Annotated in this window: 16 protein-coding genes; 12 read left to right on the top strand and 4 right to left on the bottom strand. The window is 67.8% G+C overall.

What is annotated here, in order from left to right; all coding sequences use genetic code 11:
- The first annotated feature begins 36 nt into the window (after positions 1 to 36).
- A complete protein-coding gene (locus GOARA_RS08460; protein ID WP_007321928.1) occupies positions 37 to 1,575 on the top strand; it encodes a SpoIID/LytB domain-containing protein in 1,539 nt (512 codons plus the stop codon).
- A 22-nt stretch (positions 1,576 to 1,597) separates the two neighbouring features.
- On the opposite strand, the gene GOARA_RS19345 is transcribed toward GOARA_RS08460, so the two are convergent.
- Entirely contained in the window at positions 1,598 to 2,347 is a 750-nt protein-coding gene (locus GOARA_RS19345) for a DUF2185 domain-containing protein (protein WP_007321927.1), read from the bottom strand.
- A 179-nt stretch (positions 2,348 to 2,526) separates the two neighbouring features.
- On the opposite strand from GOARA_RS19345, the gene glf reads away from it, so the two are divergent.
- The 9 genes from glf to fadD1 all read left to right on the top strand — a co-directional run bounded on the left by glf (position 2,527) and on the right by fadD1 (position 14,914).
- Positions 2,527 to 3,726, top strand: coding sequence for a UDP-galactopyranose mutase (glf, locus tag GOARA_RS08450; protein WP_050947218.1), 1,200 nt, complete (start codon positions 2,527 to 2,529; stop codon positions 3,724 to 3,726).
- Positions 3,727 to 3,735: 9 nt separating this feature from the next.
- Complete coding sequence (locus tag GOARA_RS08445; protein ID WP_007321925.1) at positions 3,736 to 5,679, top strand: glycosyltransferase; 1,944 nt, start codon at positions 3,736 to 3,738, stop codon at positions 5,677 to 5,679.
- A complete protein-coding gene (locus tag GOARA_RS08440; protein WP_007321924.1) occupies positions 5,660 to 6,310 on the top strand; it encodes a phosphatase PAP2 family protein in 651 nt (216 codons plus the stop codon). The genes GOARA_RS08445 and GOARA_RS08440 overlap by 20 nt, the downstream gene beginning before the upstream one ends.
- A gap of 5 nt (positions 6,311 to 6,315) precedes the next feature.
- Positions 6,316 to 7,260, top strand: coding sequence for a decaprenyl-phosphate phosphoribosyltransferase (locus GOARA_RS08435; protein ID WP_007321923.1), 945 nt, complete (start codon positions 6,316 to 6,318; stop codon positions 7,258 to 7,260).
- Entirely contained in the window at positions 7,238 to 9,286 is a 2,049-nt protein-coding gene (locus tag GOARA_RS08430) for an arabinofuranosyltransferase AftB family protein (RefSeq protein WP_170265565.1), read from the top strand. The genes GOARA_RS08435 and GOARA_RS08430 overlap by 23 nt, the downstream gene beginning before the upstream one ends.
- Positions 9,287 to 9,643: 357 nt before the next feature.
- Positions 9,644 to 10,588: an alpha/beta hydrolase gene (locus GOARA_RS08425; protein WP_245548391.1), complete on the top strand. Its 945-nt coding sequence runs from the start codon at positions 9,644 to 9,646 to the stop codon at positions 10,586 to 10,588.
- Between the two features lie 164 nt (positions 10,589 to 10,752).
- Entirely contained in the window at positions 10,753 to 12,237 is a 1,485-nt protein-coding gene (locus GOARA_RS08420; RefSeq protein WP_373277739.1) for an alpha/beta hydrolase-fold protein, read from the top strand.
- Positions 12,238 to 12,349: 112 nt separating this feature from the next.
- Complete coding sequence (locus GOARA_RS08415) at positions 12,350 to 13,228, top strand: PDDEXK-like endonuclease domain-containing protein (protein WP_007321919.1); 879 nt, start codon at positions 12,350 to 12,352, stop codon at positions 13,226 to 13,228.
- A 105-nt stretch (positions 13,229 to 13,333) separates the two neighbouring features.
- On the top strand, positions 13,334 to 14,914 hold the full coding sequence (fadD1, locus tag GOARA_RS08410; RefSeq protein ID WP_007321918.1) for a fatty-acid--CoA ligase FadD1: 1,581 nt from the start codon (positions 13,334 to 13,336) through the stop codon (positions 14,912 to 14,914).
- Positions 14,915 to 15,080: 166 nt separating this feature from the next.
- Here the strand turns inward: fadD1 and GOARA_RS08405 are convergent, their stop codons facing one another.
- From GOARA_RS08405 to GOARA_RS08395, 3 genes are all read right to left on the bottom strand, one after another.
- Complete coding sequence (locus GOARA_RS08405; protein ID WP_007321917.1) at positions 15,081 to 15,824, bottom strand: ABC transporter ATP-binding protein; 744 nt, start codon at positions 15,822 to 15,824, stop codon at positions 15,081 to 15,083.
- Entirely contained in the window at positions 15,821 to 18,628 is a 2,808-nt protein-coding gene (locus tag GOARA_RS08400) for a branched-chain amino acid ABC transporter permease/ATP-binding protein (protein WP_007321916.1), read from the bottom strand. The genes GOARA_RS08405 and GOARA_RS08400 overlap by 4 nt, the downstream gene beginning before the upstream one ends.
- Positions 18,629 to 18,712: 84 nt before the next feature.
- Positions 18,713 to 19,942: an ABC transporter substrate-binding protein gene (locus GOARA_RS08395; protein ID WP_007321915.1), complete on the bottom strand. Its 1,230-nt coding sequence runs from the start codon at positions 19,940 to 19,942 to the stop codon at positions 18,713 to 18,715.
- 295 nt (positions 19,943 to 20,237) lie between these two features.
- On the opposite strand from GOARA_RS08395, the gene GOARA_RS08390 reads away from it, so the two are divergent.
- On the top strand, positions 20,238 to 20,762 hold the full coding sequence (locus tag GOARA_RS08390) for a DUF732 domain-containing protein (protein WP_373277738.1): 525 nt from the start codon (positions 20,238 to 20,240) through the stop codon (positions 20,760 to 20,762).
- A 4-nt stretch (positions 20,763 to 20,766) separates the two neighbouring features.
- Positions 20,767 to 21,759 (top strand): cutinase family protein, encoded by a 993-nt coding sequence (locus GOARA_RS08385; protein WP_007321912.1) that lies wholly within the window; start codon positions 20,767 to 20,769, stop codon positions 21,757 to 21,759.
- Positions 21,760 to 21,795: the final 36 nt, after the last annotated feature.

The following is a 21,795-nucleotide window of genomic DNA, read 5'->3' as shown; positions in this document are numbered from 1 at the left end:
TCACAGGCCTCACGATGGCAGGCGGGGAAGGCAGTCATGCGACAGGTTCGGAAGAAGGTGCTGTCGGCTGCGCTCGCCCCGGTGCTGGTCGTCGGCGGAATCACCGCCGTCGTCGCGACCGCCAAGACGGTGACCATCCAACTGTCCGCCGGCGCTGACGTGAAGCTGGTGGGCAAGGGTCACGGCCACGGTCGGGGCATGGGCCAGTGGGGCGCCTTCGGCTACGCGAAGAAGGGCTGGTCGGCGGATCGGATCTTGCGCCATTATTACGGCGGCACCACCGCGGGGAAGGCGGACAAACCCGAGGTCTCGGTGATTCTCACCAAGCAGGCCTCGGTGAATGTGCGCGCGGACGCCGGGATGCGAGTCGGTGGCCAGACCGTGGCTCCCGGGCAGGCCGTTCGCCTGGCCGGGACCACGGCCACCATCACATCCGGGTGCAACGGCGCCGCGGTCAGAACGGTCCAGCTCGGCAACAACCCCTTCGTCGATCCCATCAACCCGGCACCGAGCCGTCCGGCGAACGAGCACTTGCGGTTCTGCGGCAACAACGCCGCCTACCGCGGCGGGCTCGGAGTCGTCGGAGGCAAGGTCGTCAACCGTCTCCACGTCGACGACTACGTCAAGGGAGTCATCCCGCGCGAGAGTCTGCCGCGCTGGGCCGACGAGGGCGGGGCCGAAGCATTGAAGGCTCAGGCCGTCGCCGCGCGCACCTACGCGCTCGCCGCGCTGGCCAAGGGCAAGAAGATCGACGACACGATGAATTCGCAGGTGTACGGCGGGGTTTCGGGCGAAGATCCGCGCACCAACGCCGCAGCCGACGCGACCGGCGGGCAGATCCGGCTGGTCCGCGGCGCGCCGGCGTTCACCGAATTCTCCGCGTCGACCGGTGGATACACCGCGGGCGGAAACTTCCCGGCGGTCAAAGACGACGGCGACTCGGTCTCGCCCGCCCACACCTGGAACGCGACGGTGAGCGCGGGCAGCGTCGGCGCCGCTTTCGGCGTCGGAGCGCTCAAGGCGCTGGAGGTCGTCGAGGCCAATGGACTGGGTCCCAACCACGGCCGGGCCATCAAGGTCAAGGCGATCGGGTCGGGCGGCACCAAGGAAGTCAACGGCGAGGAGGCCCGCACGCTGCTGAAGCTGAAGTCGTCGTGGTTCTCGATCGCCGGGCAGAAGACCAAGCCGAGGATCGTGCCGCCCCCGTCGGGTCCGGGTGCCGGGATCGACGTGCTGGGTCCGCTGGAGAACCTCGATCTGGCGTCGCTGCTGCGCGGTGTCACCGAGAACGTGAACTTCGACAAGGGTGACATCGACAAGTTGCTCGGTGCGGCCGGAACGGCGTTCGCCGCCAAGCATGTCGAACTCGGCGGCAAGAGGTCGCCGCTAGGCCAGCCGCTCGGCGTGCCGGAGCTGACCGAGAACGGCATGGGCGTGAAACAGCGGTTCCAGCGCGGGATCATGCTCTACAGCGCGCAGACGGGCGCGGCGGCCCTCTCGCATCGTGGTTTCCGGGCGTTCAGCAAGCGCGGCGGCCTGGTCGCGCTTGGCTTCCCCCGGGCCGACGAGATCTAGTGTCGCGCTGGCTACGGGCGGCTCACCGGTAGCGGCAGTTGTAGAAGTAGAAGCTCCCGTCGCGCTCGAGCGCGAACTGCATGCTCGACCACAGCGCCCCCTTCGCGTCGGGCATGGACAGTCGGTGCTCGGCAACGAGCTCGACCAGGGTCGACGGCAGGCGTGACTCCGCGACGAACGGCAGCTTCGGCAACGTGTGCGACGCGAACCACGCGTCGAGGTCGGCCTCTTCGTCGCCGGTCGCGTAGAGCAGACAGCTGTAGGCGGGCTGCGGTTCGTCGGTGAAAGTGATCGTGACGAGGGCAAGATCCCAGCCCGCGGTGGTCGAGAGGGAACTGAAGGTCGCATCGACGACTCCGTTCTCACGTTCCATGCGGTCACGCGGCTTGGGCTGATCGGACCCGTTGCCTCCCGGGACGTGATGGGTGGGAGCAGCGCTCGGGACGGGAATCACCTGGCGACCGGTGGCGGTCTCGACGATGCGCGTGGCGGCTTGGTCGCGGACGAGCTGGAGGTCGGAGCCGACGGGCAGTCTCCACATGTCGATGAGCGCGGGTTCGATGGCGCAGACGGCGTTGTAGTCGACGACGTGCCAGCATTCGCCGCTGTCGAGGTATTCCTGGGTGTCGACGTCGCTCATGATCCGCCAACCGCTGTCGGCCGGGTCGCGCGACTTCTCTCGCACCATCCATCGCACCTGTCCGCGGCGCGACAGGACGTTCGTCGTCGCCAGGCAGGTCCCGGCGTTGGGGATGAACTCGGTCGGGGGCATTGCGCAATTCTAAGTTCCGGCCACGTAGGTGGGCGATGTTACGGGTGGCGTGTGAGTGGCTGCTGTGGTGAAAACGTTCCGCGGAACGCGTGGCATCGACGTGAAGCTCTTCATCCAGGACGCAGCTGCCTCGCCGATACGTGATTCTCAGGTTGGGTCCGATACCCTGAACCCCCGTGGTGAGCAATAACCAGACGTACGACCTCATCGTCGTCGGATCGGGCCTCTACGGCCTGACCGTGGCCGAGCGGGCGGCGACCCAGCTGGGCAAGCGCGTGCTGATCGTCGAGCGCCGTGAGCACCTGGGCGGCAACGCCTATTCGGAGCCGGAACCGACGACCGGCATCGAAGTCCACCGCTACGGCGCGCATCTCTTCCACACCTCCAACAAGCGGGTGTGGGACTACGTCAACCAGTTCACCAGCTTCACTGGCTACCAGCACCGGGTCTTCGCGATGCACAACGGCCAGGCCTACCAGTTCCCGATGGGGCTGGGCCTGGTGTGCCAGTTCTTCAACCGCTACTACACCCCCGACGAGGCCAAGGCGCTCATCGCGGAGCAGGCCAGCGAGTTCGACACCAAGACGGCGGCGAACTTCGAGGAAAAGGCGATCAGCCTGATCGGCCGCCCGCTGTACGAAGCCTTCGTCAAGGACTACACCGCCAAGCAGTGGCAGACCGACCCGAAGAACCTGCCGGCGGCCAACATCACGCGCCTGCCGGTGCGCTACACCTTCAACAACCGCTACTTCAACGACACCTACGAGGGTCTGCCGACGGACGGCTACACGGCGTGGCTGCAGAACATGGCCGCCGACGACAAGATCGAGGTGCGGCTGAACACCGACTGGTTCGACGTCCGTGACGAGTTGCGCGCCGCCAACCCCGACGCGCCGGTCGTCTACACCGGCCCGCTCGACCGCTACTTCGACTACGCCGAGGGACAGCTCGGCTGGCGCACCCTCGACTTCGAGACCGAGGTCCTGCCGACCGGTGACTTCCAGGGCACCCCGGTGATGAACTACAACGACGCCGACGTGCCCTACACGCGCATCCACGAGTTCCGGCACTTCCACCCCGAGCGCGACACCTACCCCGACGACAAGACCGTCATCATGCGGGAGTTCAGCCGTTTCGCCTCCGACGACGACGAGCCGTACTACCCGATCAACACCCCCGAGGACCGGGCCATGCTCGCCAAGTACCGTGAGCGTGCCGCCGCCGAGCTGCGCGACGCCAAGGTCCTGTTCGGCGGACGTCTCGGCACCTACCAGTACCTGGACATGCACATGGCCATCGCCAGTGCCCTCACCATGTTCGACAACACGCTCGCGCCGCACCTGAGCACGGGCGCGCCGCTGGTCGAGCAGAACGACTGAGAGGCTCTCATGACCACAGCGACACAGAACAAGAAGAATGCCGCCGCGACTCCCGAGTCCAAAGCCGTCGAGCTGCTGCAGCGCGTCATCTTCCCGCGCCCGGGCGAGCCGCTCGACGTCCGCTCCCTGTACCTCGTCGAGGCCGACGGCAACCTGCGCCGCGCCCACTCCCCGTCGCGGACATCGGTGAACCTCGGCGCCGAGTCGGAGGTCAGCTTCCAGACCTACTTCAACGCGTTCGCCGCCGCCTACTGGCGCCGCTGGTCGACGCTGAAGTCCGTCGTGCTGCGCGTCGAGCTGACCGGCACCGCCCGCGTCGACCTCTACCGCTCCAAGATCGACGGCTCGCGCATCGGCATCGGCGGCGACCTGGTGCCCGTGGACGAGAACGGCCGCGGCGTCATCGAATTCGAACTCGACCTCGGCCCCTTCGAGGACGGCGGCTGGATCTGGTTCGACATCACCACCGACACCGACACCGAGATCACCTCGGCGGGCTGGTACGCCCCCGTCGCACCGCCCAGCCCGAAAGAGGGGGGCAAGGACAAGCGCGTCACCGTCGGCATCCCGACCTTCAACCGGCCTGCCGACGCCGTCGCGGCCCTGGACGCACTGACCAGCGACCCCCTCGTCGACGCCGTCATCGACGCGGTGATCATGCCGGATCAGGGTACGAAGAAGGTCGTCGACGAGCCCGGGTTTGACGAGGCGTCGGCCAAACTCGGCGACCGCCTGCGCATGTTCGACCAGGGCAACCTCGGCGGCTCCGGCGGCTACTCGCGCATCATGTACGAGGCGCTGCGCCTCACCGACAGCCCCTACATCCTGTACATGGACGACGACATCGCGATCGAGCCCGACTCGATCCTGCGGGCGCTGGCCATGTCGCGGTTCGCCAAGACCCCGATGCTCGTCGGCGGCCAGATGCTCAACCTGCAGGACCGCAGCCACCTGCACTGCATGGGCGAGGTCATCAACCGCAACACCTTCATGTGGACGGCCGCGCCGTTCGTCGAATACGACCACAACTTCGCCAAGTACCCGATGAGCGATCGGGAGAACTCGAAGAACATGCACCGGCGCATCGACGTCGAGGGCAACGGCTGGTGGATGTGCATGATCCCGCGCGAGTGCGCGGAGACCATCGGCCTGCCGATGCCGCTGTTCATCAAATGGGACGACTGGGAGTTCGCGCTGCGCGCGGCCAAAGCCGGATACCCGACGGCGACTGTGCCCGGCATCGCGATCTGGCACATGGCGTGGAGCGACAAGGACGACGCCATCGACTGGCAGGCGTATTTCCACCTGCGCAACCGGCTGGTCGTCGCATCGCTGCACCACGACGGTTCGATCAACGGCATCCTCAAGTCCATGGCGAAGGCCACCGCCAAGCACCTGTTGTGCCTGGAGTACTCGACGGTCGCCATCCAGAACGAGGCGATCCGCGACTTCCTCGCCGGCCCCGACCACATCCGCGAGATCCTGCCGACGGCACTGGGCAAGGTCGCCGAGATCCGCAAGCAGTACCCGGACGCCGTCGTTCTCCCGTCGGCCACTGAACTGCCGCGCACGACCGGTGAGGCGACCGCGCTCGGCGTGAACGAGCCCAAGAACCCCGCGGTCAAGGTGCTGACGCTCGCGAAGGCCATCCGCAACAACCTGCGCCCGGCCGACCCGCGCCACCACGAGGTGCCGCAGGCGAACTACCCGCCGGTGGAAGCGCGCTGGTACTCGCTGGGCCGCGTCGACGGGGTGACCGTGACGACCGCCGACGGGCGAGGCGTCGTCTACCGTCAGCGCGACCGCGACAAGGCATTGGCACTGGGCAAGGAATCCGCCGCGCTGGTGCGCGAGCTGCGCGATCGCTTCCCGGAGATGAAGCAGAAGTACCGGGACGCGCACGCGGACCTGACCAGTAAGGAAAGCTGGGCGAATGTCTTTGGAATCGACTGACGTGACGGCGGCCCCGGACAAGCCGTCTGGTGAAGCCGCGGTCCTGGCCGGCGTGCAGTCGGTGCTGACCCGCCCGGCCACCGTCTCCGCGGCACGCGGACTGTCCCACTTCGGCGAGCACTCGCTGGGCTGGCTGGCTCTCGCTGGCGCCGGGGCACTGCTCGCCGCGCGCCGCGGCGACGAGACCGCGCGACGCCGCTACATCGAGGCCGGGGTCGGCGCGTTCGGCGCGCACGCGGCGTCGGTGATCATCAAGCGCATCGTCCGCCGCCCGCGCCCCGACCACCCCGACATCGCCGTCGGTGTCGGCACGCCGAGCAAGCTGAGCTTCCCCTCGTCGCACGCCACGTCGACGACGGCGGCCGCGATTCTGCTCGGTCGGGCCGCGGCCGCCGGGAGCGAAGCGAGCGGGGCCAATCGACGCTGGCTGAAGTCCGCTACGTTTTCCGCGGTGCTTGTCCCGCCGATGCTGCTGTCGCGGCTCGTGCTGGGCGTGCACTACCCGACCGACGTGCTGGCCGGAGCCGCGATTGGCGCGGCGAGTGCCGGCGCGGTGATCGCGGGTGACAAACTAGTGGGCGACGCGGTGTTCAATCACCGATTGTTCGCGAACCGAAAGCCGGGAGCCTGAGACTGATGAGCGAAGAGCCGATCGAGAGCGGCAAGGTAGTCGGACCGCCGAAGACTCTGGCGTCGGGGCTCTTCAAGGCCATCCGTCCCCGGCAGTGGGTCAAGAACGTCCTGGTCCTGGCCGCGCCGCTGGCGGCCGGCCAGTTGCGTTTCGACAACGTCGACGTCTGGCGCGGCGCCGGCATCGCCTTCGTCGCCTTCTGCCTTGCCGCGTCGGCGATCTACCTGATCAACGACGCACTCGACGTCGAGGCCGACCGCAACCATCCCACAAAGCGTTTCCGTCCGATCGCGGCCGGGGTCGTACCGGTCAACCTGGCCTATCTGCTGGCGGTCGTGTTCGCCGCCGCTTCGGTCGGTATCGCACTGCTCGCCAACTGGCAGACCGCCGTTGTCATCGGCGTGTACCTGGTGATCCAGCTCGGCTACTGCCTGGGCCTCAAACACCAGGCCGTCCTCGACATCTGCATCGTGTCCTCGGGATTCCTGCTCCGCGCGATCGCCGGTGGTGCTGCCACCGGGATCGACCTCTCGAAGTGGTTCCTGCTCGTCATGGCCTTCGGCTCGCTGTTCATGGCGGCCGGCAAGCGCTACGCCGAGCTGCAGCTGGCCGAGATGACCGGTGCGAAGATCCGCAAGTCGCTGGAGTACTACACGACCGGCTACCTGAGGTTCGTGTGGACGCTCTCGGCCACCGCCGTCGTCCTCTGCTACGGCCTGTGGGCCTTCGACGCGCACGTCGTCGACGGCAAGGATGTCGACAACATCTTCTACGCCGTGTCGATGGTGCCGTTCACCATCGCCATCCTGCGCTATGCGGTCGACGTCGACGGCGGCGAGGCGGGCGAGCCCGAGGAGATCGCCCTGGGCGACCGGGTCCTGCAGGTCCTCGCACTCGCATGGATACTATGCGTGGGTGTCGCCGTCTATGTTTACCCGAACTGGTTCTGACGACCAGGCGCAAGCCGATCGCGTGAGCGATCGGACCGGGCCCACCACCTGGACGCGCAGCCGGGTCGCCCTCGTCAGTTTCCTGGTCGGCGCCGTCGGCGTCACCACGTTCTTCGCGATCGGCGCTTGGCAGCGCAGGTGGATCGCCGACGACGGGCTGATCGTTCTCCGCACCATCCGCAACCTGTTGGCCGGCAACGGTCCGGTGTTCAACGCTGGTGAGCGCGTCGAGGCCAACACGTCGACGGCGTGGACCTACGTTCTCTGGTTCTTCTCCTGGGTCACCGGCGGGCAACTCGAATACGTCGCCCTGTGGACCGCGCTGCTGATGTCGGTGATCGCCGTGCCGCTGGCGATGTACGGGACCGCCCGCCTGTATTGGGGCAGCGCGGCCAAGACCGGCTGGACGCTGCTGCTGCCGCTCGGCGCCATCATCTACATCACGCTGCCGCCCGCCCGCGACTTCGCGACGAGCGGCCTGGAGAACGGCTTGTCGATCCTCTGGGTCGCCGCGGTGTGGTGCCTCTTCCTCGCTTGGGCCCGACGCGACGCGGCCGCTCCCCGCGAGAACGCGGCGGTGCTGTTCTTGGCTTTCGTCGCCGGCCTGGCACCGCTGATCCGGCCGGAGCTGACGCTGCTCGGAGCGCTCGTCCTGCTCGTCCTCGTGTGCTCGCCCATCAGCTGGCGGATGCGGCTGGGAATCGTCGCGGTGGCCGGTGCGCTGCCGGTGGCCTACCAGGTGTTCCGGATGGGCTACTACGCCGTCCTCGTGCCCAATCCCGCGATCGCCAAGGACGCGTCCGGATCGAAGTGGGGTCAGGGCTTCGCCTACGTGGCGAATATGTTCGGCCCCTACGTCCTGCTCTTCCCGGTGATCCTGGCCCTGCTGGTCGTCGGCTGGCTGCTGTACGCACGCCGGCTCGCGGCGACGGCCGCGGTCGAGGTGCGCGGCCGGCACGCCAAACCCGACGAGGACGAGCATGCGGATCCGGGCTCGGCCGAGATCGGTACGCGCTGGGCGCGGTGGCAGGCCGGACTGCGCCAGTCCAAAACCGTTGTCGCGGTCACCGTGGCCGCCGGTGCGATTCTGGCCCTGTACTGGATCCGCCAGGGCGGCGACTTCATGCACGCGCGCGTGCTGCTTACCCCGCTGTTCATCCTGCTGCTGCCGATCATGGTTATCCCGGTGACCGTTCCCGAGCACGTGCGCCTGGCGTGGCGGACGCCGCAGAGCGCTGCCGACGAGGTCGTCCAGCGGCGCACTCGGACCTCGCTGGGCGGCGCCGTACTGCTGGGCGTCGTGTGGATCGCGACGGTGAGCTGGGCGGTCGTCGTCCACCAGAACACGCTGGAGGGCGAAGGCATCGACATCGGCCGCAGCGGCATCGTCGACGAGCGGCGGTTCTACGCGGTCAACATGGGGGTCGCAAACCCGGTCACCGCCGAGGATTACCTGCAGTTCCCGCGCATGCGCGCGATGATGGAGTCGATCGAGAAGTTCCGCGACGAAGGCGCGGTGCTGATCGCCTCGGCCAACTACGACGAGTGGTACTACGCCCGGTTGCCCGACAAGATGCCGCCGAACACGCCGCGGCAGGTGTCGGTCTTCTTCCTGAACCTCGGGATGACGGGCATGCTCGCGCCGCTCGACGTGCGCATCATCGACCAGATGGGCCTGGCCTACCCGATCGCCGCGCACACCGACCGGTTGCAGGACGGCCGCATCGGTCACGACAAGATCCTGCCGACGGAGTGGGTGATCGCCGAATCCGGCGCCTTCGGGCGCTACCCGGTGCTGCCGCTGTTCCTCGACCAGGAGGTCGTGCAGCAGGCCCAGGTCGCGCTGACCTGTCCGGCGACGATGGACCGTATCGCCTCCTACAAGGACGAGCCCTGGACGGTGAAGCGGTTCCGCAGCAGCCTGAGGCAGTCGTTGGGCTTCACGAGCTACCGCATGTCCCGGATTCCGGAGTACGAGATCCAGCGGTGCGGCCTTCCCATGCCCGCACGGATCCGGCCGAAGTAGCCCGACGCTGTGACTGCTGTGGTTTGGGGGACCATCGAACCTGCTGGTTTCCTGTCAACTTGCCACCAGCGCTAACGGTTGTCGGACCTGCGACGATAGTTTTGTCGAGAGTCGAGTGGCGGCCTTGTTCGCGCCGTCACACACAGCAACGGTTTGTGAGTCACGAAGCGATTGCAATACGATTCTCGAACGTTGCGGTATGAGGAACCCGCCATGCAGGATTCCTCATGCCGTTGTGTAATCGATGAAGAGCAGCCCCGTTGATCGAGGCTGAAGACCACCGAGCCGGTGCGCCGCGCGTCGGGCAGAGATGGAGAGTTCAGTCGTATGTCGAAGACTGTGTCTAAGACGGCGAAGATGAGGAACCGCCTCGTCGTCATGCTCGTGGCGGTAGCAACCTCGCTGGGCCTCGTCACCGTGGCCGGCGTCGGCCAGGCCGCCGCCCGTATCGGCGGTACGCAGGTCGGGCTCCAGCAGTTCTACGTCAACGGCTGCGGGATGCCGAAGGTCAAGGTTCGTGCGTGGAAGCGCAAGGGCAACTACAAGACCGTGATCATGCTCGACGGCATGCGCGCCCAGTACGACTACAGCGGCTGGGAGATCAACACGAACATCCAGGAAATGGTCCGCTCCGGCGTCAACGTCGTCGAGCCGATCGGTGGTCCGGCCAGCTTCTACACCGACTGGGTCGCTCCGAGTAACTTCAACAACCAGCGCTACACCTACCGCTGGAACTGCGTCATCAGCCGCACCCTGATCCGCGGCCTCGACGCCCGCGGCTTCCGCGTCGGCAAGTCCCGCAAGTACGCGATCATGGGCCTCTCGATGGGTGGTAACGCCGCCCTGACGATCGGCGCCCAGAACCGCCGCCACTTCGACCGCGCCGGCTCGCTGTCCGGCTACAACTTCCTCTCGGCACCGGGCATGCGCACGATGATCCGTCTGGCGATGCTCGACGTCGACCCGAAGCCGTGGAACGTCGACTCGATGTGGCCGATCTGGGGCCTGCAGTGGTTCCAGAACGACCCGATGTGGAACATCGGCAACATGCACGGCATGAAGATCTTCGTCGGCTCCGGCAACGGCCTGTTCGGCAAGTACAACGCGCTGCCGAACGTGTTCGACGACCTGTTCAAGGGTTCGACGCTGGAGTTCCTCGCGTTCACCCAGGCCAAGGCCTTCCAGGCGTCCGCCGCCATCCAGGGCCTGCCCGTCATGACCTATGACGCGGCCGGGACCCACGCGTGGGGCTACTGGCAGGACATGGTCTGGAACGCGAAGTCGCGCGGCTTCTTCCGGTAGTACGGGGCAAGCACCTCCAGTAACAAAAATCTCATCTGTCACAGCGTGGCATAACCAAAACACAACGCCCTCCGTGTAAGAACTACACGGAGGGCGTTGTGTTTTCGTGCCCGACGAGGGGATGAAGCCGCGTAGCCCGGCTGTTTGCGAAGGAGCTGTGAGCTGTGAGGACGAGAGGTGCTCGAGCGTCGGTCTTGACCGGTCGGGCGCAGCGTGCGCGTGGCGTTGCCATTGCCTGTGCGTTGTCGGCCGCGCTGACGTTGCCCCTCGTCGCACCGGCAACGGCCGAGCCACCGCCGCCCGCTCCCGGCGCGCCGGCGCCGAACCCGGCGGCCCCACCGCCTCGGGGTGCGCCGAAACCGCCGCCGCGCCAGGCACCGGCACCGCCTCCTCCGGCGCAACCGGTGGCGAATCCGCAAGAGGTTCGGGTCACCAAGACGTTCTGGTACACCGACCGCCGCGTCGCGCTGTGGGTGTTCTCGCCCGCGATGAACACCGAGATCCAGGTGCAGCTGCTACTCGCGCGCGATTGGTGGTCGCGGCCGACGGCGAAGTTCCCGCAGATGACGATGCTCGACGGTCTGCGCGCCCAGGATGACCAGAACGGCTGGGTGATCAACACCAACGTCGTCGACTTCTACAAGGACAAGAACCTCAACGTCATCCTGCCGGTCGGCGGCGAGTCGAGCTTCTACACCGATTGGCTGCATCCGGACCGCGGCAAGAACTACAAGTGGGAGACGTTCCTCATCCGCGAGTTGCCGACGATCATCGAGCGCGATTGGCGGTCGACCGATGTGCGCGGCGTCGAGGGCCTGTCCATGGGCGGGACGGCCGCCATGATGCTGGCCTCCCGCAATCCCGGGTTCTACAAGTTCGCCGCCTCCTTCTCCGGGATCCTGCAGATGACCTCGCTGGGCATGCAGCCGGCGATCCAGTTCGCGATGCGCGACGCCGGCGGCTATGACGCGCAGAAGATGTTCGGCCTCCCCAGCAACCCGGCTTGGCGCGAGCACGATCCGTACCTGCTCGCCGACAAGCTGCACGGCACGAGTCTCTACATCTCCTCGGGCAACGGCGTCGTCGGCCCGCATGACAAGCCGACGGACATCCCGCTGCTGGCCACCAATTACTCCGGCGTCGGACTGGAACTGCTCTCGCGGGTGACATCACAGCAGTTCGCCACCGAGCTGAACCGCAAGGGCATTCCCGGTCAGGCGGTCTACCGCCCGTCGGGCACCCACACGTGGCCCTATTGGCAGTTCGAGATGACGCAGGCGTGGCCACAGGCCGCGAGCGCGCTCGGACTGTCGGAGGACCGGCCGGCCTGCCGTACCGCCGGTGCGATCAAGAAGGTGTACAACGCCAACAAGCGCCTGCTCGGCGAATGCCTGACCCCCGAGTACTCGGTGCCGGGCGGTCGCGCGCAGGACTTCCGCGGCGCGCGAATCATCACCGGCCCGAAGGGGCCGCGGATCGTCGGCGGCGCCATCGGCGGAGCGTATGTCTCGGTCGGCGGTCCCGGTGGAAAGCTGGGTCTCCCGACGAGCAGCGAGCGTCCCACCAAGGACCGCAAGGGCAAGGTAGCCACCTTCCAGCGCGGCAAGATCACCTGGACTCCTCGCCGCGGGGCCGTCGTCGGCAAGTAGTAGTACCAATCCGTTAGGCGGCGGTGCCGGAAACCGGAGCCTTCGCCAAACAGATCATCGAGCGTCGGGGAGCGGGTGGAACCGGCAGGTCCATCCGTGCGTCTAAACCGGCATGGACTTCAACGAGTTCGTGATTCGGCACGACGGAGTGCTCACAAGCGCTGACGCGCGTGCACTCGGGTTCAGTCGGTCCGGCATTCAGCGACGCATCGCGTCCGGGGAGTGGCGGCCGGTCGCGCGTGGGGTATACCTGGTCGCCTCGTGCGCTCGCACCGCTCGCGCGCAGGCGAGGCTCGCGGTGTGCTCGGTCGGTGGTTCGGCGGTACTCGGGGGCGCGGCAGCGGCGTGGTGGTTGGGACTCTGCGGTGACGAACCGCGCAGGCACGTGGTGTTCGCGCCCGTACCGGGACGGCATCCACGCCGTACATCGACGACGGTCGTGCGGCACCGGGTGCTCGCCGACGAGGATGTCCTCGACCACCGGGGCCTGCGCGTAACCGCACCAGCGCTGACCGCGCTTGATGCGTCGCTGGACCTGGGCATCCAGATCCTCGACGCAGCACTGTTGGCTCACCGGGTGACGCCGACATCGTTGGCGGCGGCCCACGCTCGCTATCCCAAACGTCACGGGGCGTCACGGGTCGCCCGGTACCTCACGCTGATCCGCAGCGGTGCTCGGTCGGAGGCCGAGCGGGTCGTGGTGCGCGTGTTTCGGCGTGCCGGCATCACCGGATGGTCGGCCGGCTATCCGTCGTGCGGCTACCTCATCGACTTCGCGTTTCCCGATTGTCGACTCGCCGTCGAGATCGACGGGTTCGCGTTCCACCGCGACGCGACGGCCTTCCAGCACGACCGCACGAGGCGCAACGCGCTCATCGCCGCCGGATGGCGGGTACTCAACTTCACGTGGAGCGATGTGGTCGATCACCCGGAACGATTCGTTGCCGAGATTCGCGGGGCGTTGGAAGACGATCACGCGCCGATCCGTTAGGCGTCTGCACCGGATACCGGAGCTTTCGCCAACGTGATGAGTGTTGGCCCGCCGTGAATCGGACAAACGGCCACGCGTTTCTGTAACACGTTCTAGATTTGGGGCATGGCTGAAACCGTGACCCAACTCCTTGCCGAACGCGCCGACGACGACGGCATCGCGATCCGCCACGACACCGGAACGTGGAGCTGGCGCGCGTACATTGCCGATGCGCGGCGCGTCGCCGCCACCGTCCTGGATGCCGCCGACTCGTCGCGGCCGATGCACATCGGTGTCCTCCTGGGCAACACGCCGACGATGCTCTTCGCCATCGCCGCCGGTGCGCTCGGCGGCTACGTGACCGCCGGGATCAACAACACGCGCCGGGGCGAGGGACTCGCCCGCGACATCCGGCGCGCCGACTGCCAGATCCTCCTGACCGACGCCGAGCACCGAGAGCTCCTCGACGGGCTCGACCTGGGCGACGTCCAAGTCTTCGACACCTCGACCGACGAGTGGGCGCAGCGCGTCGCCGCCGCGCCCGAATTGACCCCGCACTCGACACCGGGCGCCGTCGACCCGTTCATGCTGATCTTCACGTCGGGAACCAGCGGCGATCCGAAACCGGTCCAACTCGCGCACATGCTGATCCCCTTCGCCGGTCCGCCGCTCGTCGAAAAGTTCGGGATCACCGCCGACGACGTCTGTTACCTGTCGATGCCGCTGTTCCACTCGGCCGCCCTGCTCGGCGGCTACTGCGTCGCCGCGGCCAGCGGCGCGTCGATGGTGCCGGCCAAGTTCTCGGCTTCGACGTTCCTCGACGATGTCCGCCGCTTCGGCGTGACCTACATGAACTACGTCGGCAAGCCGCTCGCGTACATCCTGGCGACACCCGAGCGGCCCGACGACGCCGACAACCCGCTGCGCGCGGCATTCGGCAACGAGGCCACCGACCGCGACATCGACGACTTCGCCAGGCGCTTCGACTGCATGGTGTGGGACGGCTACGGCTCCAGCGAACTCGCCGTCATCATCACCCGGGAGCCGGGCACGCCTAAGGGATCGATCGGCAAGGGCTTCCCCGGCGTCGCCGTCTACAACCCGTCCACGGTCACCGAATGCGCGGTCGCGCAGTTCGACGAGAACGGTGCGCTCCTCAACGCCGACGAGGCGATCGGCGAGATCGTCAACACCTCGGGCGCGGGAATGTTCACCGGCTACTACAACGACGAGGCCACCACCTCGGAGCGCATGCGCGAGGGCATGTACTGGTCCGGCGATCTCGGCTACCGCGACGCCGACGGCTGGATCTACCTGGCCGGGCGCACCGGCGACTGGATGCGCGTTGACGGTGAGAACCTCACCGCCGGGCCGATCGAGCGCATCCTGCAGCGCATGCCGGAGGTCGGGCAGGTGGCCGTGTACGGCGTGCCCGACGACACGGTCGGCGACGCGGTGATGGCTGCGGTCGTGCCCAGCGGCGACGACACCCCGACGCCTGAGGCCTTCGCCTCCTTCCTCGCCGGACAGCCCGATCTCTCGCCCAAGGCATGGCCGCGCTACGTCCGGGTGAGTCCGAAGCTGCCGACGACCGCGACGAACAAGATCATCAAGCGCGCGCTCAAGCAGGAGGGTGCCAGGGCGCACGACGGTGAGCAGCTCTGGGAGCGCGAGCCCCGCGGGACGAAGTACATCGTCTCGGGTTGAGTCGGGCCGGACTCTCGCCGGGTCTCGATACGCCGGCTCGGCTAGCGCCTCGCCGGCACTCGACCACCAAATGATGTCCGGCATGCGACCATCAGTAGGCCGCATGTGACCACTAATTATGCGGGCCGCGACCGCCAATATGCCGGCACTCGACCACCAAATACGGTCAGACGCCCAGGTAGGCCTGCTCCAGACGCGCGGAATCGGCTGCCAGGGCGGCGGCGTCGTCGGTCAGCGCGACCTCGCCGTGCGCGAGGACGACGGCCCGGTCGGCCACCTCCAGTGCCAGTCGCACATGCTGTTCGACGAGCAGCACGGCCGTTCCCTCCTGCTCGGCGACCGACCGCAGCACGGGCAGCATCGATTCGACGATGACCGGTGCGAGCCCCATGCTCAGCTCGTCGATCATCAGGATCCGCGGGCGCTGGAGCAGGGCACGGGCGATGGCGAGCATCTGTTGCTCGCCCCCGGACAGCTCGCCGGCGGCGACGTCGAGCCGGTTGGTCAGCGCGGGGAAGTGCGCCAGTACGCCGTCGATCGCCTCGGTCGATTCGGCCTTGCGGCGACGGGGATCCAGTGATCCGCGACCGGCACGGGGCACGGCCAGCCGGAGGTGCTGGGCGGTGGTGAGGTTCCGGAACAGCGCCCGATCGTCGGGGACCAGCACCATGCCGGCGCGCACAGCCGCACGGGGGTCGCCCGAGCGCAGCGGCTCCTCGTCGACGAGCACCTCTCCGCCGAGACGGGGCAGCAGCCCGGCCAGCGTCATCAGGAGGGTTGTCTTCCCGGCGCCGTTGGGGCCGAGCAGCGCGACGATCTCGCCGCGGTCGACCGCGAGATCCACGCCCCGCACGCACGGGCTCTTCTTCACGTAGCCGGCATCGACGCCGGCACAGCGCAACGCACTCATGACTGGGACTCCTCGCTCGCGGTCGTGACGTCGCCGGGATGCTCGCCGGTCGAGCCCAGGTAGGCGCGGATCACGCTCGGATCGGTGCGGATCAATTCCGGTGGTCCGGCCGCGACGACTTCACCGAGGTCGAGCACGATCACCCGATCGCACAGGCGCAGGACCAGGTCCATGTCGTGGTCGATGAGCAGCATCGTGACCCCGCGCGAAGCGGCGGACCGCAGGCGTTCGCCCAGCCAGCGACTCTCGGTCGAGTCGAGGCCGGCGGCCGGCTCGTCGAGCAGCGCGACGGTCGGTCGCCCGGCCAGCACGCGGGCGACCGAGACGAGCTGCCGCTGACCCTGCGAGAGGTCGGCGACCATCGTGTCGGCCAGGTCCGCGATCTCGAGAAGGCCCAGCGCCTGGGTGACGGTACCCGCGACGTCGTGCTCGTCACGCGCGACGCCGACACTGACGTTCTCGGCGACGGTCAGCTCTTCGTAGAGCTCGACGTCCTGGAAGCTGCGACCCAGGCCGGAGCGGGCACGGCGGTGCGGCGAGAGCCCGATGAGGCTTTCCCCGCCCAGGGTGATCGAGCCGGTCGACGACGCGAAACCGCTGATCGCGTCGACCAGGGTGGTCTTGCCCGCACCGTTCGGCCCGATCAGGCCGACGATCTCGCCCGGACGGAGATCGAGGTCGACACTGTTCACGGCGGTGACCGGGCCGTAGGCGACGGTCACGTCGTTGAGCGACAGCACCGGCGTGCGGTCGGGCCCGTCGATCCCGGCCGAGTCGCCCGGCTGTTCCGCCTCGCCCAGTAGTGCGGTGGCGGGTGTGGCGCTCGCCGTCGCGACCCGGGTGCGGCCGCGCAGCCATGCGGGCAGCGGGATCCGGTGGAGGTGCCCGCTGATCCCGTCGGGGCTGGTCACCACGGTGAGGATCAGCAGGATGCCGGTGGCCAGCATGTAGAAGTCGCCGAAGTGGAGGTACTTGTCGAGGATGAACGCCATCAGCGCGCCGGGCGCGAGGATGCCGCCGAGCAACGCACCGGACACCGACGTCACGCCCGCGATGTAGAAGGCGGCGAACAGGCCGATGCCCGCGAGGACGGCGTAGCTGGACGCCGCGGCCAGCGTCTGCTGGTAGGCGAGGAGGACACCGCCGAGGCCGGCGAGGAAGGAGGCGACGGCGAAGGCGATCAGTTTGGTCGCGCCGACGTTGATCCCCGAGGCGGCCGCCGACCGCTCGTTGGCGCGCACGGCGAGCATCGCCGCACCGAGGCGGCTGCGCCGCAGGAAGGCCACGCCGAGTGCGCACAGCGTCAGCACGGTCAGGCACAGCACGCCGAACGAGATGCGGTAGCCGTCCCCGGAGCCGACCGCCATGTCGATGCCGAACAACGTCGGGTCCGGGATCCGGAGGGCGGCACCGGTCGGGTCGTCCATGTTCTTGAGCTGTTCGCTCTGCCCGTTGAGGTCGGGGTTCTGGAACCACGCCTGCTCCAGGAAGACCGCAAGCGCCAGGGTCGCCACCATCAACGGCAGCCCCCGCACGCGCAGCGACGGCAGCCCGACGACGATGCCGATCACGGTGGCGACCAGTGCGGCCAGCAGCGGCGCGAGGGGAAAGGGCAGACCCCAGTCTGCGGTGATGCGCGCCAAGGCGAACGCGCCGGCGCCCGCCAGCGTGAGTTGCGCCAGCGACACCTGGCCGGCGTATCCGGTGATGACCACTTGGGAGAGGGCGATGATCGCGAAGATCATGCTCATGATCACGGCCAGGCGCAGGCTGCCCGAAGTGAGGTAGAGGGCGGCGATCGCGACGGCGACGCCGAGCACGGTCGGGAGGATCAGCCGGTTCGGTCGAGGCGCGCGTCCCAGATCCTGTCGTATCAACGCGCCGCGCCCCGGCAGCGCTTGGCCGCGGAGCAGCAGGAAGCCCAGAATCAGCACGAGCGGCACGGCCTCGCCGAGACCGTAGCGCGGCAGCCAGTCGAAGACGTCCTGGAGTTTGGTCACCTCGCTCATCAGCATGCCGATGACCAGACCGGCGCCGACGGTCACGCCGATGCTGGTGAAGTTGCCGACGAGCGCCGCGGCCAGTGCGGGGACCAGGAAGAGGCTGTAGGCGAACGGGCTGAGCGTGGCGACGGGCGCGATCAGGATTCCCGCCAGACCGGCGGTCGCCGATGACAGCGCCCAGTTGGCACACGCGATGCGGTTCGGCGACAGGCCGGTGACCAGGGCGCCCTTCTCCGACTCGGCGGCCGCCTCGGTGGCGATCCCGAACCGGGTGTAGCGCAGCACCAGCGCCGCGCAGACGGCGATGCCGATGACGACTGCGGCCAGCCAGAAGTGGTCGGTGGTGACGCGTTGGCCGCCGATCGTGATCGTGCCCGACGGGAAGATCGCCTTCACCGCCGGCGAGTCGTCCTTTACCTGCAGGCTGATCAGCGCCTGGATGACGAGCATGACGCCGATGGCGGCCACCGCTTTCGCAAGGGCCGGCGCGGTGCGCATCGGCCGGAAGACGATGAGATAGAGCAGGACGCCGAGCACCGTCGCGATGGCGAGCGCACCGGCCATCGCCGCGCCGACGCTGAGCTTGGTGCCCAGGTCGATCTTGGCGTCGAAACCGGGGATGGGGTTGAGCAGCTTGCCCTGTCGCAGGTAGGCGTAGGTGTAGGCCGTGTAGAGCGCGATGGCTCCGGTGGCGAAGTTCACCACGCCGGAACTCTTGTAGGTCATCACCAGGGCGAGGCCGAGGGCCGCGTAGACGGCTCCGTTGCCGATGCCCATGGCGAGATAGGCGAAGTGGTCCATGGTCCTACCTGTCGGAGAAGTGCGGGGACGGTCGGGACAACACATTCGGGGGCCGCACGTGGCGGCCCCCGAATGCGGTTGTCGCTAGTTCACGACGGTGCTGTTCTCCAGCTTTCCGTCGGTGCCGACGTCACTGACGAGCATCGACTTGCTGCACAGGTTGGGAGCCTGCGGGAATGCCGTGCGGTTGCAGGTGAACGTGAGGCCCGGGGCAGCCGGAACCGGAACGTCCTTGGCCGCCGCCAGCGCGTCCTTGTACTGCTGCGCGCTGATCGGCCCGGCCGGCAGGTCCTTGCCGACCGCCGCGATCGAGCTGATCACCTGGTAGCCGAGGTAGGCCAGGCCGTTGGGGTCGACGTCGGGCGCGTACTTGGCGACCACCGAGCGGTACTGGACCACCGACTCCTCTTCACCGGTGGTGATGACGGTGGTGAAGGCCTTGGCGCCTTCAACGGAGTCCATCCCGACGTTGTCGGTCACCGTCTTGTCCAGGCAGCTGGCGATCAGGTACTTCTTCACCTCGGGCGCCGCGGTCTTGAGCGCCTTCAGGCTGGAGATGCACTGACGGGAGTCGCCGAGGATGGTCACCGCGTCCGGCTTGTCGGCGAGACCGGCGCTGATCTGCGGGGTCGGGTCGGCGACGTTCGACGGGATGGTGACGACCTTGACCTCGATGCCGGCCGGCTTGAAGAAGGCCTGTGCCATCTGGCCCACCGACGCTGCGGCGTCACCGGAGTCGCCGATCAGGATGGTGAACTTCTTGACGCCCTCCTTCGCCGCGGTCTGTGCCTCGGCGTTGAGCACGGCGACGGTGCCGCCGGAGATCATGAATCCGCCCGGCGCGCCCATCTCGACGGCGGAAACCGGCGCCTGAGCGACATAGGGGATGCCCGCCCGCGCGACGATCGGCAGCATGACCGCGCCCTGCGAGGTCATCGGGACCGCGACGACGGCGACCTTCTTCTCCACCATCTCGTTGGCGCACTTGGTCGCCGAGGCCGGATCCTCCTGCTGGTTGCAGATGACCAGCTCGACCTTGTGCCCGTTGATCCCGCCGCCGTTGTCGTTGAGGTACTTCGCCGCGGCCTCGGCGCCCTGCGTCAGCTGCGGGATCGACACCACGCCGCCGGAGGCGCCGATCAGACCGATCTTGACCGCGTCGCCGGTCGCCGCCGAGGTCGGCAGCTCGGTCGTCGGTCCGGCATCGTCGCCATCGCTGGTACACGCGGTCAGCGCGCCCAGAATCAATACGCCGGCTGCGCCGGCGGCAATCGTCGAGCGGGTGATCCGCCCCACGTTGAACGGTGTTTTCACTGTCGGTTCCCTTCAGTCGTTGAGGACTTGCGGCGAACTATAACGTGTTCTAGATCACATTAGATGAAGATCGGCAAAACGGACATCTGACGCGTGCGGGTAGCGTCGCCGCGTGGCGCAGACAACACCTGGCGACGCTTAGCTGTCGGATCGCTGGCCCCGGACTGAGATATCGCCAAGAATCTCGGGCGTCGTCGCAGGTGGCGGCATTTGCTGCGCGGTTTGGGCGCCAATCGCGGGTAATCTTTGCGGTTGAGTGCCCGACGATCGGGCAGTGCGAGGAAAGTGGGAAACGGTGACCAGGTTGCAGCGCATCACACTCGCCGCGGGAGCGGCCGGGTTGATCGTGGGCATGTGCACGGCGTGCGGCGGTGATGATTCGACGGCCAGCGCGCCGATCACCGCCACCTCGGTAACGACCACGCATTTCGAATCCCCCACGTCGATCGCGGCACCGTCGGGCACCGACACGTCGAAGCCGGGCATGCCGGCCACCGCGCCCAACCCGTCGACGACGCAGCCGTCGGATTTCCCCGGCTCGACGAACAAGTCGGGCGAGGCCACGGCCCCGGTGAACGCCAAGACCAAGCGCTACCTCGACGCGCTCAAGCGGATGAACGTCACCATCATGGGCGACACCGACAACACCATTGCCCTGACCATGGCGCAGTTCGTGTGCGACCAGCGCGGCAAGAACGGCGACCCGACGTCGATGAAGGCTTTCGTCGTCGCCGCCGTCGGCCCCGGCGAGAAGACCGTCGAGCAGGCGAATATCAAGGCCGACAAGGTCATTCGGGCCGCGCACGAAAACTACTGCTGACCCGATGAGCGCGAAGAACACTGGGTCCTCTCGCGGAGCCCGCGGAGCCAAGCGCGGCCGGATGCGCCGCTGGTTGGTCGTCATCCTCATTCTCGTCGCGGTGATCGCACTGCTGCTGTGGATCCTGCGGGCCTGCGCGCCGACACCGGGCCCGCAGCCGCCTCCGCCTCCGCCGGAGCGGCCCGACTCCCAATCCGCCGACTGTCCCGACGTCGAGGTCGTCGTCATCCCGGGCACGTGGGAGTCGTCGGCCAAGGACGACCCGTTCAATCCGCGCGCCAATCCGAATTCGCTGATGCTGCGGGTGTCTAAGGCGCTCGGCCAGAAGTATTCGGCGAACCGGGCACGCGTCTACACGATCCCGTACACGGCCGAGTTCCGGAACCCGACCAACCTCACCGACCGCCAGGCCGACTACGACGTGTCGCGCCGACAGGGCTACGCCCGGACCGCCGGGCACATCAAGAAGCTCAACGAGCGCTGCCCGATCACGTCCTACGTCATCATGGGCTTCTCGCAGGGAGCGGTGATCGCCGGCGACATCGCCAGCAACATCGGCAACGGCCGCGGCGTGCTCGACCCCGAGGATCAGGATCTGGTGATCGGCGTCGGGCTGATCGCCGACGGAAGGCGCGTCGTCGACCAGCAGATCAACATCGGCCCGAACCCGCCCGGCGTCGGTGCCGAGGTGGCGCTCGGCGGCTTCCGCAACCTGGTGCCGGGCATCACCATGAACGGCGCGCGCAACGGCGGGTTCGGCGTGCTGCACGACCGTGTGTCCGGGATCTGTGCACCCGGCGACCTCATCTGCGATTCGCCGACGATCGCCAACCCGCTGCGCGCGGTCGGGCAATTGGCCGGGGCGGCGACCAACCCGGTTCACGCGATGTACGCCACGAAGCGGTATTGGCAGTACAACGGTGCGACGGCAACGCAGTGGATGTACGCCTGGGCGGTGCGCGCGATCGAGGCCGCGCCGCGCCCTAAACACTCCTGATCAGCATCGGAGCTTCACGATCGCGCATTTGGCCGG

Source organism: Gordonia araii NBRC 100433 (assembly GCF_000241265.1).
Classification (GTDB): domain Bacteria; phylum Actinomycetota; class Actinomycetes; order Mycobacteriales; family Mycobacteriaceae; genus Gordonia; species Gordonia araii.
The sequence above is the reverse complement of the archived record's forward strand: the minus strand, read 5'-3'. Positions and strand labels throughout refer to the sequence as shown.